Source organism: Lysobacter antibioticus HS124 (assembly GCF_000336385.2).
In the GTDB taxonomy this organism is placed as follows: domain Bacteria; phylum Pseudomonadota; class Gammaproteobacteria; order Xanthomonadales; family Xanthomonadaceae; genus Lysobacter; species Lysobacter firmicutimachus.
On sequence record NZ_HG424446.1, the window covers coordinates 56,531 to 72,768 of the forward strand.

General features: G+C 68.0%; 16 protein-coding genes. 1 reads left to right on the forward strand and 15 read right to left on the reverse strand.

The window, feature by feature from the left end; all coding sequences use genetic code 11:
* Nucleotides 1-21: 21 nt before the first annotated feature.
* Nucleotides 22-1,158 carry a lysozyme inhibitor LprI family protein gene (locus TX83_RS01510; protein WP_064746144.1) on the forward strand — a complete coding sequence of 379 codons (1,137 nt, stop codon included), beginning with the start codon at nt 22-24 and terminating at the stop codon, nt 1,156-1,158.
* Between the two features lie 106 nt (nt 1,159-1,264).
* On the opposite strand, the gene TX83_RS01515 is transcribed toward TX83_RS01510, so the two are convergent.
* The 15 genes from TX83_RS01515 to folC all read right to left on the reverse strand — a co-directional run bounded on the left by TX83_RS01515 (nt 1,265) and on the right by folC (nt 16,213).
* On the reverse strand, nt 1,265-3,532 hold the full coding sequence (locus tag TX83_RS01515) for a TonB-dependent receptor (protein ID WP_064746145.1): 2,268 nt from the start codon (nt 3,530-3,532) through the stop codon (nt 1,265-1,267).
* Between the two features lie 357 nt (nt 3,533-3,889).
* A complete protein-coding gene (locus tag TX83_RS01520) occupies nt 3,890-4,216 on the reverse strand; it encodes a hypothetical protein (RefSeq protein WP_064746146.1) in 327 nt (108 codons plus the stop codon).
* Between the two features lie 84 nt (nt 4,217-4,300).
* Entirely contained in the window at nt 4,301-4,531 is a 231-nt protein-coding gene (locus TX83_RS01525; protein ID WP_064746147.1) for a hypothetical protein, read from the reverse strand.
* Between the two features lie 241 nt (nt 4,532-4,772).
* The gene (locus tag TX83_RS01530) at nt 4,773-4,988 is read right to left on the reverse strand and encodes a hypothetical protein (protein ID WP_064746148.1); all 216 of its coding nucleotides are present in this window, start codon (nt 4,986-4,988) and stop codon (nt 4,773-4,775) included.
* Between the two features lie 22 nt (nt 4,989-5,010).
* Nucleotides 5,011-5,385, reverse strand: coding sequence for a hypothetical protein (locus TX83_RS01535; RefSeq protein WP_064746149.1), 375 nt, complete (start codon nt 5,383-5,385; stop codon nt 5,011-5,013).
* Between the two features lie 62 nt (nt 5,386-5,447).
* A complete protein-coding gene (locus tag TX83_RS01540) occupies nt 5,448-5,798 on the reverse strand; it encodes a hypothetical protein (RefSeq protein WP_064746150.1) in 351 nt (116 codons plus the stop codon).
* A 13-nt stretch (nt 5,799-5,811) separates the two neighbouring features.
* On the reverse strand, nt 5,812-6,192 hold the full coding sequence (locus tag TX83_RS01545) for a hypothetical protein (RefSeq protein WP_064746151.1): 381 nt from the start codon (nt 6,190-6,192) through the stop codon (nt 5,812-5,814).
* A gap of 38 nt (nt 6,193-6,230) precedes the next feature.
* A complete protein-coding gene (locus tag TX83_RS01550) occupies nt 6,231-6,725 on the reverse strand; it encodes a hypothetical protein (RefSeq protein ID WP_064746152.1) in 495 nt (164 codons plus the stop codon).
* Between the two features lie 53 nt (nt 6,726-6,778).
* Complete coding sequence (locus TX83_RS01555; protein ID WP_075574933.1) at nt 6,779-7,387, reverse strand: DUF416 family protein; 609 nt, start codon at nt 7,385-7,387, stop codon at nt 6,779-6,781.
* Between the two features lie 292 nt (nt 7,388-7,679).
* Complete coding sequence (locus TX83_RS01560) at nt 7,680-10,115, reverse strand: S9 family peptidase (protein WP_064746154.1); 2,436 nt, start codon at nt 10,113-10,115, stop codon at nt 7,680-7,682.
* A 98-nt stretch (nt 10,116-10,213) separates the two neighbouring features.
* Nucleotides 10,214-11,017 (reverse strand): ferritin-like domain-containing protein, encoded by an 804-nt coding sequence (locus TX83_RS01565; protein WP_064746155.1) that lies wholly within the window; start codon nt 11,015-11,017, stop codon nt 10,214-10,216.
* 22 nt (nt 11,018-11,039) lie between these two features.
* Entirely contained in the window at nt 11,040-12,509 is a 1,470-nt protein-coding gene (purF, locus tag TX83_RS01570; RefSeq protein ID WP_064746156.1) for an amidophosphoribosyltransferase, read from the reverse strand.
* 236 nt (nt 12,510-12,745) lie between these two features.
* Nucleotides 12,746-13,549, reverse strand: a complete 804-nt coding sequence (locus TX83_RS01575) for a CvpA family protein (RefSeq protein ID WP_064746157.1) — start codon at nt 13,547-13,549, stop codon at nt 12,746-12,748.
* A gap of 132 nt (nt 13,550-13,681) precedes the next feature.
* Nucleotides 13,682-14,797: an SPOR domain-containing protein gene (locus tag TX83_RS01580; RefSeq protein ID WP_064746158.1), complete on the reverse strand. Its 1,116-nt coding sequence runs from the start codon at nt 14,795-14,797 to the stop codon at nt 13,682-13,684.
* Between the two features lie 135 nt (nt 14,798-14,932).
* On the reverse strand, nt 14,933-16,213 hold the full coding sequence (gene folC, locus TX83_RS01585) for a bifunctional tetrahydrofolate synthase/dihydrofolate synthase (RefSeq protein ID WP_064746181.1): 1,281 nt from the start codon (nt 16,211-16,213) through the stop codon (nt 14,933-14,935).
* Between the last annotated feature and the right edge of the window lie 25 nt (nt 16,214-16,238).

Below are 16,238 nucleotides of genomic sequence, written 5' to 3' on the forward strand. Positions count from 1 at the left end.
TCAACCCCCGAGGACGCCCGCATGCGCCTGCCGACCGCCCTGCTCTGCCTGTCCCTGCTTGCCGCATTGCCGGCCTGCGAGCGCGCCGCGGCGCCGGCCGCCGATACGCCAGGAACCGCAGCGAAAATCGCCCCCGCGGCGACGCCGTCCACTGCGCCTGCGGCGGCTGTGGCGGCCGCCGGCCCGATCCGCGCCAGCTTCGACTGCGCCGCCGCCCGCAGCTACGGCGAAACGGCGGTCTGCGCCGACGCCGCGCTCGCAGCCAAGGACCGCGATCTGGCCGCAGCCTGGCGCGACCTGTCCGAACGCGGCCTGCTGGACGCCGCGGTGCGCGACGCGCAGCGTCGCTGGCGCAGCGAGCGCGATGCCTGCACCAGCCCGGCCTGCGTCGGCGCCGCCTACGATCGGCGCCTCCAGGCGTTGCGCGATCTGGCCCTGCAACCCGACGGCGACGCCGCGCACCGCCTCGACGGCCGCTTCGTCGTCGAGTCGGTCGGGGCCGGCGCGGACTGGATCGAACTGCGCTTCAACGCGGTCGACCTGGCGATGGAAAACGAACGAGTGATCCAGGTCGGCGACCGCAACGATCCCAAAGTCGAGCGTGCCGCCGGCTCGATCATGAATCTGCAAGTCCAGGCGCGCAGCGCCGAGGGCAAGCGCCTGCTCGCCGCCTGCGCGACCGGCTGCACCGTCGAAGGCACGGTCGAACAGGCCACACGCGGCGAATGGGTGCTCACGCAATTGCGCGATGTCGCGGCCGGCGCAGCGCCGTCCGCCGCGGCCGCGCCGATCGAGGTCGGTATCGGCGATCCGCGCCGCGCGCCGCTGTTGGCTGCATTGAAAGCAGTGCTGGCCAAGGATCTCGGCCAACCGGTGACCCTGCGGGTGGATCTGCTGCGCGAACAGGACGGCTGGGCCTTCGCCTCGGTGCGCCCACGCACCGCCGACGGCAAGCCGATCGACTTCCTGCGCACGCGCTATGCCGAGCGCCAGCGCGACGGCGTCCTCGACGGCGACGGCACCTATGCCCTGCTCTCCAGGCGCGGCAGCGCGTGGAAGGTGGTGCAGTTCGACGTCGGCCCGACCGATGTGGCCTGGGCGGCGTGGCCGGAAGAATTCGGTGCGCCGGCGGCGGTGGTGCAAGTCGCCGCCGACTGATACCGGTCAGTGTCCGAAACGACGACGCCGGCGCCATGGAGCCGGCGTCGCGATGAAACGCCGGCCGCGACGACGCCGCAACGCCGCCGCGATCCTTCATCTCCGATCAGAACTTCAGTTCGCCGGTCAGGAAGACCTGCCGCGGCGCGCCCGACTGCAGGGTGTAGTTCAAGCCGCGCGGATCGGAGGCGACGAAGCCGTTGGTGCCGATGCTGCCGAAGTATTCCTTGTCGAACAGGTTGGTCACGTTCAACTGCAGCTTGAACGCGTCGGCCCAGGACAGGTCCTTCCACTCGTACGAGGCGGCGGCGTCGAATATCCAGAACGCATCGACCTTGGAATCGTTGAGGTATGTCAGATAGCGCTTGTCGGTGTACTTGGCGCCGAGCTGCAGCTGCAAGCCGTCGCGCTCCCAGCGGACCTCGGTGGCGTACAGGCGCTTGGGCGCGTCGACCACCTGCTTGCCGCGGGTGCGCACCAAGGTGGCGCCGTCGAGGTAGTCGGATTCGTACTGCGAGTCGTTGAAGGCCAGCGAGTGGTACCAGCTGAAGCCGGCCAGCGGCTTCCACAGCACGGTCACTTCCGCGCCGCGGCTCTCGACGTCGCCGACGTTGGCGAAGCTGGAGGCGCAGCCGACAATGCCAGCGCAACGGGCGATCGCCAGCAGGCGGTTCTCGAAGTTCACCCGGTACACCGCGACCGAGGCCTCGATCGCATCGCGGCTGGTGCGCAGGCCGGCTTCGAAGGTCTTGGAGCTTTCCGGCTCCAGCGTCGCCACCGCAGCGTTGAACGCCGCCTGCGAGGTCGAATGCGGGCCGTTGACGCCGGTGCGGAACGCCGACAGGTTCTCGCTGTACGAACCGAAGATTTCCTCGTGTTCGCTGAGCTGCCAGCGCGCGCCGATCTGCGGCAGGAAATTGTCCTCCGAGACCAGCTTGCCGCTGGCGCGGCTGGCGCCGCCGATCAGGGTCTTGCCGTCGGTCTCCACGCGCAGGCCCTTGAAGCCGGCGTCGACCGCCAGGCGACCATCGGCGAACTCCATGTGATCGAGCACGTAGTACATGCGCGTATCGGTGTCGAAACGCTGGCGGAACACGCGCTGGTCCGGATTGCGGTAGAAGAAGATCTCGTTCGGCGGCTCATTGCGGTTGAGATCGTAGAAATTGCGCTGCACGCCGTGATCGTTCTTCTCCAGCCACAGGCCGGCCTGCAGGCGGTGGTTGCCGATCTGCCAGCTGAGGCTGGGCATGAAGCCGGTGCGCTCGATGTCGTACTCGGTGGTGCGCATGCGCAACGGCACGGTCGGCGAAGTCGAATACGGCGTGGCCCAATGGCCCTGGCCCTCGTTGCGGTGGTAATAGGCGGTCGCCGCCAGCACCACGTCCGGAGTGACGTTCCAGTCGGCGCTGACATAGGCCAGGTCGTCGTCGCGCACGCCGCGGGCGATGTAGTAAGCATCGTCCAGGCTGGTCACGCCGCCGCGGAAGCGGCCCTGTGCGGCGTCGATCGCGCGCTGCCAGTCCTTGGCGTAGTTGTCCCAATCCATGCCCAGACGCTTGGCCGATTCCAGCGACAGGTCGGCGTAGTCGGTCTCGCGCCGACGCGAAGAATCGGCATAGCCGCTGATGCGGAAGTCTTCGCCGGAGAACACGAACTTGCCGTTGAACTGCGAGTTGCGCTGCGGGCCCTCGCCCTTCCACTTGTCGGTGGTGTGGAACACGCCGCTGAGGTAGGCGCTGAAGCCGCCGTGGTCGCCGGTGTCCAGGCGCGCATAGGTGCGGCTGGTGGCGTCGCTGCCGACGGTCTGGGCCAGGCGCACGCCGAACTCGGCCGAGGGATCGGAGCTGAAGAGGCGCAGCGTGCCGCCGAGGTTGCCCGAGGACGCGGTGTCGATCGCGCCGCTGCCCTGCGACAGCTCGGCGCCGGACAGGTTCTCGCTGCTGATCGCGCGGCCGATGTGCAGGCCGTTGTGGTTGCCGTAGCTCATGTCGCCCAGCGGCACGCCGTCGAGGGTGAAGCCGAGCTGCTGCTGCGAGAAGCCGCGAATGTTGAGCTTGCTCGACCACTCGTAGTTGCCCCAGGGATCGGAGCTCTGGAAGTGCACGCCCGGCAGCTTGGCCATGACCTTCAGCGGGCTGGTGCCGGCGGCCTCGCGCTGCAGTTCGGCGCGGCCCAGGGCCTGCACCTGGCGGGTCTGGCCGGTGCCGACCACCGACACCGTGTCCAGCGTGGTCGCGTCGTCGGCCGGGGCCGCGGCGGCGCCGCTGTCGGCGGCCGCTGCGGGCAAGGGAGCGGCTTCGGCGGCCTGGCCGCGGCCGGCGTACAGGCACAGCAAAATCGAGGCGGCGAGGAGCGTCGTCTTCGTCGTCGTCATTTCAGGGGACTTCCAGATCAAAGTGGCCGCCGCGCGATGCGCAGTCCGCTCTTGGGCGGCGTCAGAGCGAAGCCCGGAAGTCTGTCGACTCGGTGTGAACGGGGTATTTCAGATCCGCGTCAGTTGATCGAGTCCGCGGTTTGGATGTGCGGGGATGGCGATGCGGCGTTGCCGCTATCGACCCGCAGCGGCACGCGAAGAAATCGTCGTCGCTGACCGCAGCCGCAGTCCGAGGACATCGGACGATCCCGCCGACCGATCGCCGCCGCCTCATCGGTAGCGAGCCCGCTGGCGCCGGACCACTGATGCCGGCTCAGCCAGTGTCCGCAAAGAACCGCGTTACGCCGGTCGCACCGGCTACGCTGGCTCGACGGGACCGACCTCGGCAGCAAGCTCTTCGAACAACGCACAGGCCTGCTTGAAGTCTGTGCCGTCGCGGCTCGGGTACCGCTGCACGAAGCTGGCGACGTTCCATTCGAGGAAGTACCGCAGGGCCTCAGTCTTGCAACCTCCCATCAACACGGCCGGCAAGGAGTGGCAAAGCTCGCCCCATTCCTCCAGTTCTTTCTTCCGACTCCAGTAACGTATGGACAAGACCGCGCGGCAGCGGATCGCCAGGAGTCCAATTCGCAGCAATTCAAGCACGACTTCCCGTGCCTGGTCCGAACTCGCACTGTTGTCCATGTCGTATCAGCCTACCGACCAACCCAAGACCGGCTCCGCAACTACCAATTCAATGGCCGCACCGATCGCGCGGGAGTGCCGCGGCTATTCGGGCGCATAGAACTTGGGCGGTTTGCCGAACCCCTCCCAGAACGCTGCGAGCCGCCCGCACGCTGGGCACTCGAAGATGCTCTTCATCTCGCGATGCAAGGCTTCGGCGTCGACTTGGCCGGCATAAGCGTCGTACGCCACATCGCCGATCGCCAGCCATTCGATCGGGTTGGGGATCAGGCTGTAATCGAGTTTTTCGCCGCAGGCGCACCAGATTGCGGGCATTCCGTCCTGCCTTATCCAGATAGCAAGCTATAGACGATGCAACCGAAGCTCAAGCTACGACATTCTTCAAGGCGACAGGTGGGATATCCCGACAGAGAAGAACTCCGGCGGCTGCGATATTGAGGCCACACTTCCCGATTGTAGCGTCGCCAGATTTGATCGCCCGGGGCGAAACCAAACGCTTTACCGAACTCGATGTCGCTCCATTCGGTGACCGTTTCATGAGTATCCATAACAAGGTTTAGCTCCTGCGGCCTTTTCGCTCATCCTCGATGGCCTCGACGATAGTATCGACAAAACGGTCGTGCTCCATCTTCTGCTTTCGCCAGGCCAGGCTCTCGTGGACTAGCAACTTGGCACGCCCCAAGTCGACTTCGAATTTCTCAGCAACCTTCGAGATCGTTTCCGTTTTCGAGCAACCGCCGTCTTTCAAGCCGCTAATGAAGGCCTCGATCATTTCGGATTCTATGCTGGACACCCTAGCCTCCCTCGCGATCAACGCCCCATCTTTCATGCACCGCAATCGCAGGCAGATTGCACGTGTTGGCTACAAATCGCGCAAGCCACCCGGAAATATCGTGCATCCTGCCGTGCAGAACTTCCTCGATCGAATCGTCGGTGCACAGTTCCAATCCAAACCATGCCCCATCTTCCTCGGGCCATCGGCTTAGCCAAGCCTCGAAGCCGAACGCTTCAGCGAAACCCACCTCCTCGAATGGCTCGTACTCCTCGGGCTCGATCGAGAAGCCGTCGATCTCGAAGGCATCCGCAAGCAGGGCGGCCAGATCATGCATATCGCCCGGATAGTAGATACGAACGGCCGCCCTGACCCCGAAGACTTCATTTTCGAGCACCTCGACCTCCTAGCTTTTCGACTCGCGAAACAGCTTTCGCTGCAATCTTCCGGTACTCCGAATCAACCGCGATCGAAATCTATCAGATCGTCGATAGCCTGCCGCAGCCATTCGTAGAAACTGTCGTAACTGGCGCGCCGTTCCCAGCCACTCGATGCAAAGTCGTGTATCACCACCACCCGATCCGGCTCTGCGGCGTCCCAGCAAGCGGTATCGTCGTTGTCCTGGCGCCGCGCGAACGGCACCAACGAGCGCTGCGGGTAGCGCGCACGCAGACCTTCGTTCGCCGCGCGCAACGCTTCGCCACCGAGCAGGCACCATGGCTCCAGATCAAGCAGGCCGAGTTCCACGATGCGCAGGAATTGCGCCGGGTAGACAAAGCCGGTGGGCAATCGATCCGGTGCCAGGACCATGCTCGACGCCCTATCAACCTTGGGCGATGCCGCTGCGACGCTCATAATTGAACCAGCCCTTCGATGTCCAAGGCACCCCTCCCCCACGTTGCATCATCCGCTCCATCGATGTGGCTATCGCCGCGTCCGGAGTCCAAACTTCGATGCTCGCCGAAAGTAGTTCGTGCAATCTCGCTAACTCGATAGGCCCGACCTCGTCGACGGGCGGAAGATCGAGCACCATGCAGTTCTTGACGGCTTTCGAGTAGACGCCAGGATTCGGCCTATCCGCCTCAGGCCTGTCTCGGACAAAGCCCGACCGGCCCGTCGCACACCGCTGCATCATGCCAGCAAAGTATGCGCGATACGCTACATCGCCGATCGCCAGCCACTCGATCGACTGGGGAGCAATCATAAGAGATGTCGGCACGAGCTCACTAGATCGTCGGCATCTCAGTCCGGCCTAAGCCGAGGACGGATCATCGAAGGCGTGTACACAAGCGCCTCGCTCCACTCCAGCCCCAGCGCGCTCAACCGCTCGAAGTAGAACGGGTCCGGGGGCGCAGGCTGCTCCTGCAAAGCGCGCACGAAGGCTTCGGGCGGCTGATAGTGATGAACTCTGACGTAGTGATAGAGCATGTTGGGTGCGGCATAGATCACGCCTTCCGAACCGAACACCCTCATCTCCGCCGCTCCGAGCAACAAGGCAAGCCCGTCTCGCTCCTCGACGCATCGCGCCGATGTACACAGGTCACGATAGTGCACACCCCGCGCTCGGGCGACCGAGAATTGTGTGTACTGCCAAATCAACGACAGCAGTTCTTCCGATGGAGGATACCGAGGGAACGACATCCCGTTCCCAAGCCACCCCACGTTGACCGTGCCGGGAGCTTCGAAGTACTCGGAATAGCAGTAATCGGAACCGTCCTGGAAGTGCGCCATATCCATATCACCGACTGCGTGCGACTAAAGAATCGAGCCCTACCCCTCAAGATGGAGCGTCAACCTGGCAGCTCAAGGCTCCCCCTACTGCCTGAAGAATCGGTAGAAATCGCGCGAGCGAGATCGGCACGACTCAGGGCCGAGCGCGACACGAGTTCAAGATCGCAGTGCTGGCGATCCAACTCCTGTTGCATGAGCGGATGTTCGAGAATTCCGGCTTCAAGCCTTGCATCGTCGGGATCCATGCCCTCGGTCTCCTGGACATAGAGATCCACCGAATCCGTAGCATAAGTCGCAATCGTAACAATGCGCTCCGCTCCTCCATCGACGAGGTGCTCGAGCAGGCTGCAAACAGCGAAACAGGCATCCTGGGCCGAAGCAGTCCGCAGCGCAGTGAAATCCTCCGAGCTCGGCGCCAATTGTTCGCATTCGGTCATCAACCGCCGTACTAAATTCGCATCACTTCCGATACCACCGAGATCGGATCGGGCCAGTTCCAGCGCGCGGCACAGAAACAGCACATCGCCCCACTCGGCGTCTTGCTGGAAGTTTTGATAGTTGGGCATGAGCCTGTCACAGCATAGGATGCCGAATCCGAGTTTCCGCCATCGATCCAATCGCGCCAGCTTCTTGAGCAGCGCATTCCTATCAAATGCCGCATGTTTCATCTGACGACCCTTCGCCCCGTCGCCCTCCCGAATCGCGAGCCCAGCTTAGGCACTCGCATTAGGTCGTCGAGCCCCAGCTCTTATTCGAAAACCACCCCCAGACGCTCTGCTCTTTTTTTGAATTCGTCTTTCTTTTCGTCGGTTGAAAAATGAAGAACGACCGAATGACCATCAAGCAGCCTTTCGACCTCTTCTTTTGCCGACGCCAACGATCTCGTAGAAAAATCTCGAACATCTTTGATCAACGAGACAACTTGAAGCCCTCTTTGCCACGAGACCATTCTTAGCGTACTCATAGTCCCGGTTTCGCCGGCTGCTGCAGGCGGTAGTCGCGGGGCGGTTCGCTGCCCATCAAGTGACGCACGAAGTAGTCCCACATGCGCCGGGTGTAATAGGCGTCGTTGCGGAACAATTCGTGGTCCTGGTTCGGCAGGTAAAGCAGATCGAAATCCTTGTCGGCGCGGATCAGCGCTGCGGTCAACTGCACCGTCGTCGCCGGCAACGCGTTCTCGTCGAGGTCGCCGTAGACCAGCAGCAGCTTGCCGCGCAGCCGGTCGGCGAGGCTGGCGTTGTCGAGCGCGCGGTAGTTGTCGGGCACCGCGTCGGGCGCGGGCCGGCGCGGGCCGGACTCGCCGTACACCGGCGGGCCAGCGAGCAGGCGCTCCAGGCCGTGCACGCCGCCGCCGTACATGCCCTGGTAGTTGTGGCTGCCGGCCGAGGATACCGCGACCCGGTAGAACTCGGGGCGGCGCAGGATCGCGCGGGTCGAGGTATAGCCGCCGAAGGAATGGCCGTAGACGCCGACCCGATCGAGGTCGAGGCCGGGATAACGCTCGGCGAGTTGCCGGATCGCGGCGACATGGTCGTCGATCTGCGGATCGGCGAACGGGCCGAAGCTGGCGTCGTGGAAGGCCTGCGCGCGCCCCGGCGTGCCGCGCGCGTCGATGGTGACGACGACGAACCCGAGTGCGGCGAGGCTGGCGCGCGAGACCGGGTTGGTCGCCGCGACCGCATCGGCCAGGGCGACCGGGGCATTGGTGATCTGCGGGCCGCCGTAGAAACCGTCGATGATCGGATACTGCTTCGGCTGCGCGTTCTGCGCCGAATAGCCCGGCGGCAGGAACACGGTCGCATAGATATCGCTGCGTCCGTCGGCGGCCTTCAGCCGCACCCGTTGCGGCGGGCGCCAGCCGGCGGCGTAGGCGACCGAGGCGTCGGCGCGTTCGAGTTCCATCACCACCGCGCCGTCGCGGGTCGAGCGCAACACCGTGCGCGGCGGCGCGTCCAGGGTCGAATAGCTGTCGACCACGTAATCGCCGTTCGGCGATAGCCATTGCTTCGGCGCGCCGCCAAGGATCGCGCTGGCGCCGGGGTCGACCGCGTGGTCGGCCGCTTCCGGCGTCAGCAGCACCGGCTCGCCGCCGTCCAGGCTCGCTCGGTACAGCCGGCGCTGATAGGGATCGCCCGGCTCGCGTCCGCCGGCGGTGAAGTACAACTCGCCGCGCGCCTCGTCGACCCCGACCAGATCGCGCACCAGCCAATCGCCGCGGGTCAGCCGGCGCAGCACCCGGCCGTCGCCGAGATCGACCAGGTACAGATGGCCCCAACCGTCGCGCTCGGAGAACCACACCGCCCGATTGCGCGCCGCCAGTATGCGCACCGCCGGACGACTGTAGAGGTAGTCGTTGAGCTGGATGCGGGTGTCGGAACGCTCTTCCAGCACCTCGCGCAGCACGCCTCGGTCGAGGTCGACCTCGACCAGGCGCATCCGCGCCGGACGGTCGTAGCGGGCGATCGCCGCGTAGGCGCGGCGGCCATCGCCGGACCAGCCGAGCACGTCGGCTTCGGCGACGTTGTTCCAGCCGAGCGGAATCGCGATCCGCCGCACCGCAGCGCCGTCGGCCGCGGCGCTGTCGACATCGACCGCGTACCATTCGTCGCGCACGCTCTCGGCGTCGCCCAGCAGGCTCAGGCGCACATCGTAGACCTTGGGCCGGAATCCGTCGGCCGGCGCCATCGCCACCATCGGATAGGGCTGGACGCGGCGTTCGTCGAAGCGGGTGCCGAACAGGCGCCGGCCGTCCGGCGACCAGCGCAGCGCGAACGGCGGCGCGCGCCAGCGGCCTTGTCGGCTGGGCACCGCGCGCAGGGCGAAGTCGGGCAGCGTACCGTAGCCATAGTGCGGCTCGCCGTCGCGGGTCAGCGCGCGCTCGGCGCCGCTGCGCAGGTCGCGCAGCCACAGGTTGTGATCGCGCACGAACACCGCGCGGGCGCCGTCGGGCGAGACCAGGGCCAAGGGATCGCTGCGCGCCGGCATGGCTTGGCAACGATACTCGCGCAGCTCGCAGTCCAGTTCGCGCTCGCCGTCGCCGCGCAGGCGCAGGCGCAGGGCATCGCCGTCGGCTTCGACCGCCAGCGGTTGCGGCGCCGCGGCCGCCGGCACGACGGCGCGCATCGCCGCGTGCAGGCGCGGCGGGTCGAACAGCGGTTGGCGGCCGCGCGCGGCCGGGTCGACCAGCACGTACTCCGGCCCTTGCTCGCCGTCGCGGCGGTACCAGAAGCGGCCGTCGGCCAGCCATTGCGGCTCGATGCGGGCGTTCTTGATCGTGCCGCGCAGGCGGTAGTCGAGCAGCTTTTCGGCGCGGGCATAGTCCTCGCCGGTCAGCGCCGGCGGCGCGGCGGCCGCGCTCGCCGCCCACAGCGCGGCCAGTGCGATGGATCGCTTCATCCCCTACCTCTCCCTGGTGCGGAACCGCGACGATGGCACATCATCGGGCGGCTGGCTTGTCCCGGCCTGCCCGCCGGCTGCTGCGGCGCAGCGCGGAATCAGCGCTCGACGAAGGCCTCGAGCATGCGCAGCTCTTCCTCGTCGAAACCGGCGGCGCTGCGCGCTTCCAAATTGAACGGCCCGTACAGCACGGCGCGGGCGTACTCGGCCAGCAGTTCGCGGAAGCGCGGATTGGGATCGACTCCGGCGCGCTCGCAGTACCAGCGGAACCAGCGCGAACCGGCGGCGACGTGGGCGACTTCCTCGCGCAGGATGGTTTCCAGGATCGCCACCGTGTCGGTGTCGCCGAGCGAGCGCAGCTTGACGATCATCCCCGGCGTGACGTCGAGCCCACGCGCCTCCAGCACGCGCGGCACCAGCGCCATTCGCGCCAGGCCGTCGTGGGCGGTTTTTTCGGCCATTTCCCACAGGCCGTTGTGGGCGTCGAAATCGCCGTAGTCGTAGCCCAGCTCGCGCAGGCGCGCGCGCAGCAGGCCGAAGTGGCGCGCTTCGTCCTGGGCCACCCCGACCCAGTCGGCGTAGAACTGCGCCGGCAGGCCGCGGAAACGGTAGACCGCGTCCCAACCCAGGTCGATGGCGTTGAACTCGATATGGGCGATGGCGTGGATGAAGGCGGCGCGGCCTTCGGCGGTGCCGAAGCCGCGCTTGGGCAGTTCGCGCGGGTGCACCAGCGCCGGCCGCGGCGGCCGGCCCGGCATGCGGATCGGCTGCGGCGGCGGCGCATCGGCGGGAATCGCCAGTTCGCCGCGTTCGAACGCCGCCGCATAGGCGAAGCTCAGCTCGACCTTGGCTTCGGGCGTATCCGCGTCGAGGCAGGCGCGGGCGGCGTCGAACAAGTCCATGCCGGGTCCGTCCAGGCCGCGCTTACGAAGCGCGGCGGCTTTTCTTGGCGTCGTCCGAACGCAGCTGCTGGATGCGCTCGAAATAGCCCGGCTCGATGCCGGTGACGTAGTCGCCGTTGAAGCAGGACGAATCGAAATGCTCGATCCGGTGCTTGGGCCCGGACACCGCCTGCTCCAGGTCGCTGAGGTCCTGGTAGATCAGCCAGTCGCAGCCGAGCAAGGTCTGCACGTCTTCGTCGCTGCGGCCGTGCGCGACCAGTTCCTCGGCCGAGGGCATGTCGATGCCGTAGACGTTGGGGTAGCGCACCGGCGGCGCGGCCGAGGCCAGGTAGACCTTGCGCGCGCCGGCGTCGCGCGCCATCTGCACGATCTGGCGCGAGGTGGTGCCGCGCACGATCGAGTCGTCGACCAGCAGCACCACCCGGTTGCGGAACTCCAGCGGAATCGGGTTGAGCTTGCGCCGCACCGATTTCGCCCGTTCGCCCTGCCCCGGCATGATGAAGGTGCGGCCGACGTAGCGGTTCTTGATGAAGCCCTCGCGGTACTTCACCCCGAGGGTGTTGGCGATCTCCAGCGCCGAATCGCGCGAGGTGTCGGGGATCGGGATCACCACGTCGATGTCGTGGTCCGGACGCAGGCGCAGAATCTTCTCGCCCAGGGTCTGGCCCATGCGCATGCGCGCCTTGTGCACCGAGACGTCGTCCATCATCGAATCGGGACGGGCGAAGTACACGTACTCGAAGATGCACGGCGTGTGCTTGCGCGGCTCGGCGCACTGGTGCGCGAACAGCTCGCCGCGCGGCGTCACCACGATGCCTTCGCCCGGGCGCACGTCACGCACGCGCTCGAAGCCGAGCAGGTCCAGCGCGACCGATTCGGAAGCGACCGCGTATTCGTCCTGGCCGCCGACGTTGCGCTTGCCCAGCACCAGCGGGCGGATGCCGTGCGGGTCGCGGAACGCGACCAGGCCCAGGCCGAGCACGGTCGCGACCACCGCATAGCCGCCGATGCAGCGGCGGTGCACGCCCTCGATGGCGGCGAAGGCCGCCTCGGCCGTCAGCGCGCGCTGGCGGTCGAGTTCGTGGGCGAACACGTTGAGCAGCACTTCCGAGTCGGACTCGGTGTTGACGTTGCGGCGGTCCTGCTCGAACACCTCGCGGCGCAGGGTATCGGTGTTGATCAGGTTGCCGTTGTGGGCCAGGGCGATGCCGAACGGCGAGTTGACGTAGAACGGCTGCGCCTCGTCCGAGCCTTCGCTGCCGGCGGTCGGGTAGCGGCAGTGGCCGATGCCGACCCGGCCTTCGAGCAGGCGCATCGAGGCTTCGTCGAACACATCGCTGACCAGGCCGTTGCCCTTGTGCACGCGCAGGCGGCTGCCGTCGGCGGTGGCGATGCCGGCCGCGTCCTGGCCGCGGTGCTGCAGCACCGTCAAGCCGTCGTAGAGCTGGGCGGCGACATCCGTGTTGCCGACGATTCCGAGAATGCCGCACATAGCGCTTGAATCCTGCTGAGAGTCTGGTGTCTGCGCGGCGCCGGTCGACGGCACCGCCGCGATGAAAGAAAGTCTTGCTTCGATCGTGTTGCCTTGCGCCGGGGCCGTCCCCGTCGCGATTCCACGCTGCGCCCGTTCGCGCTCCGCCCGGCGCCGTGCCGCGCCATCCGCCGTGTTTCGCCTTGCCGTCGTCCCGGTCCGTCGTCCGCCGGCCGCTGCGCCGATGCGCGCGGCCGTTACTGCACCTGCTTGTCGTCGCGCCGTTCCGAATCGACCTGGGCCGGATCGCCTTCGACCCGTCCCGTTTGCGCGCGGTCCGCGCCGCGGTTCGCCCCCGGTATGAGGTCGCGCACCGCTGCAGGCAAGGCCTGCGACAGCCCGCCCAGATCTTCCGGCAAGGCCTGCGGCAGCGCTCCGCCCTGGGGCTTGCCGGCCGCAGTCGCCGCCGGGTCGCCGAGCGCATCCGGCAATCCTTTCGGCAGGCGGCCTTTCAACTCCTTTTCCAGGCCTTCGGCCTGTTCCTGCACCGAGGCCTGCAATGAGGTACCGCGGCCCTCCAGGTCGACCTTGCGCGCCATCGCCTCCGGCAAGGCGCTGCGCATCAGTTCGGCGCCCGGCATCAGCACCGCGGCCAGGCCCGACTCGCGCCAGGCGCGTTCGCGCGGCAGCGTGGTCATGCCCAGGAACACCAGCAAGGCGCAGGCGAAGATCACTCCGCGCACCGCGCCCAACGCCAGGCCCAGCAATCGGTCCATCTCCGACAGACCATAGGAATGCGCGATCCGGCGCACGACCCAGCCGATCAGACCCACGCCCACCCAGACCACGACGAAGCACAGCGCATAACCGCCGAGGTATTCGCCCCAGCCGACCTGGCCGTCGCCGAGGCTGCGGCCGACGTCGCCGCCGAACACGACCGCGGCCACCCCCGCCAGCAGCCAGGCCGCCAGCGAGGCCGCCACGCCGATCAGTCCGCGGGCCAGGCCGAGCAAGGCCGACAAGCCGACGATCAACGCCAAACCCCAATCCAATGCCGTCATAGCGTGCCGCTCCCTCTGCGCATCGGCGCGACCTCGATCATGGCGATCCCCCGCCTCGAAGCGCGTCCACGATGCGCGTTGCGCCGGCGCGCCCTGCGCCGGCCCCTGATTGCTGCGCCGTCGCCCGTTGGCTTACGGGTGCGGCTTGACCAGCGCGTCGCCGACGCCCAGCTTGCCCGCGACCTGGGCCTTGAGCTTGTCGGCGTCGGCGCGATTGACCACCGGACCGAGGCGCACGCGGTTGAGCGTGCCCTTGTCGGTACGGACCTGTTCGACGAAGGCGCTGAAGCCGGCGGCGCGCGCGCGATCGCGCAGCTTGTTGGCTTCTTCCACATTGCCGAAGGCGCCGAGCTGGACGGCGAAGCCGGTGCCGGACGCGGCCGGCTTGGGCGCCGGCTTGGCGGCGTCGGCGGGCTTGGCCGGCACCGGCTTGGCCTCGGCGACGGGTTTGGTTTCGGCCGGCTTGGTTTCGGCCGGCTTGGACGCCGGCTTGGTTTCCGCAGGCTTGCTCGCCACCGGCTTGGCCGGTTCGGGCTTGACGGGTTGGGGCTGGGCCGGAACAGGCTTGGCGGCCACGGGCTTGGCCGTTTCCGCCGGCAGCGGCGCGGGCTTGGCCGGCGGGCTGTCGGCCAGGGGTTGCGGCGCGCTGACCGCCGGCGCGGTCGCGACCGGCGCGGCGCCGGCCGGTTCGGCGGCGTCGGCGTCGAGCACCACCACCTTGGCGTTGACGTCGTTGCGGACCTTGGTCGAGCCCAGGCGCGCGGCCTCGGCGTCGGCCTGGGTCGCGAACGGCCCGATCCGGACCCGGTGCACGGTGCGCCCGCCGGCGCCCAATGCGGTTTCCTGATAACCCGGCAGGCGCGCGGCGCGCAGCGCGGCGATCACCTTGTCGGCGTCGCCGGCGCTGGCGTAGCTGCCGAAGCTGACCGCGTAGTTGCCGCCCGCGGTCGCGGCCGGATGCATGCCCTGGTTCTGCGCCGCGGTATCGACCGTCGGCAGGGTCTGGCTGTCGCCGGCCGGCGCGGCGCCGTCCAGGCCGACCACGCCGCCTTGCGGCGCGTCGCCCGGAGTCACCAACGGCAGCTCGCGGGTTTCGGTGTCGCCCTTGGGCGCGTCGGGCAGGGACAGCGGAACGTCGGACGCGCCGCTTTCAGGCGCGGGCCCCTTGATCAGCATGGGCAGGAAGATCACCGCCAGTGCGACCAACACCATCGCACCGATCAATCGCTGTTTCAGGGCAGGTTCCATCGCTATGGGATGCTCGCGGACCGGTTACCGGCGCGAATTATACCCCCGTCGGCGGCGCCGGCCGGGGTTCGGACGCGCGCCGGCGCGATGCATTCAGAAACGCCCGACTCGGCACGGCCCTGCGGCCGTCCCGGCTCAGTGCGCGCCGAGCCAGGCCAGGGCCGCGGCCGCGGTGTGGAACGAACCCAGCACCAGGATGCGGTCGCCCGGGCGTGCATCGGTGCGCGCCGCGGCCAGGGCCGCGTCCACGTCCGCATGCGCCGTGCCGGTGCCGGCGGCGCTGCCGCGCAGGCGTTCGACCAGCGCTTGCGCGCTCTGTCCGCGCGCGCCGGCATCTCCCAGACCGGCCAGATGCCAGGCGTCGATGCGCTCGGCCAGGGCCGCGACCACGCCGGGCGCGTCCTTGTCGGCCAGCGCGGCGAACACCGCCTGGGTGCGGCCGGCGGCCGGCTGCGCGGTCAGCCAGGCGGCCAGCTCGCGCGCGGCCTGCGGGTTGTGGCCGACGTCGACCACGATCTCGACCCCGTCGCGCTCGAAGCGCTGCAAGCGCCCCGGCACCCGCGCCGCGGCCACGCCCTCGGCCAGTTGCTGCCGGTTCGGCGCCTTGCCCAGCGCGCGCAGTGCGGCGATCGCGACCGCGGCGTTGCGCATCTGCACCGGCGCGGCCAGCGCCGGCATCGGCAGGTCGACGCCGAAACCGACCTCGCGCCAGCGCCACTGCGGCGGCTGACCGGGCTCGGGCGGCGTCGGCGCGAAGAAGAAGTCGCAGCCGGCGCGCACCGCCGAAGCGCCGATGACATAGGCATGGCGCAGCACGCTCGACGGCGGGTCGTCGTCGCCCAGCACCAACGGCTTCCAGGCGCGGGCGATGCCGGCCTTCTCGAAGCCGATGCTTTCGCGGTCGTGGCCGAGGTAGTCCTGGTGGTCGAGATCGACGGTGGTGATCACGGCGACGTCGGCGTCGACCAGATTGGTCGCGTCCAGGCGCCCGCCCAGGCCGACTTCGAGGATCGCCAGGTCCAGCCCGGCGCGCTCGAACGACCACAGCGCCGCCAGGGTGCCGTATTCGAAATAGGTCAGCGCGGTCTCGCCGCGCGCGGCCTCGATGGCCTCGAACGCGGCGACGATGTCGGCGTCGGCGGCGTCGCGCCCGTCGATGCGGATGCGCTCGTTGTAGGCCAGCAGGTGCGGCGAGGTGTAGGCGCCGACCGTCCAGCCGGCGGCGCGGGCCATGGCCTCGATGAAGGCCACGGTCGAGCCCTTGCCGTTGGTGCCGCCGACGGTGATCACCCGGCGCCCGGGCCGGCCCAGGCGCATCCGCTGGGCGACTTCGCGGATGCGGTCCAGGCCCATGTCGATGGACTTGGGGTGGATGCGTTCGATGTGGGACAGCCAGTCGGCGAGCGTGCGGTTCATCGGCGCATTTTCGCAGATGCGAAGG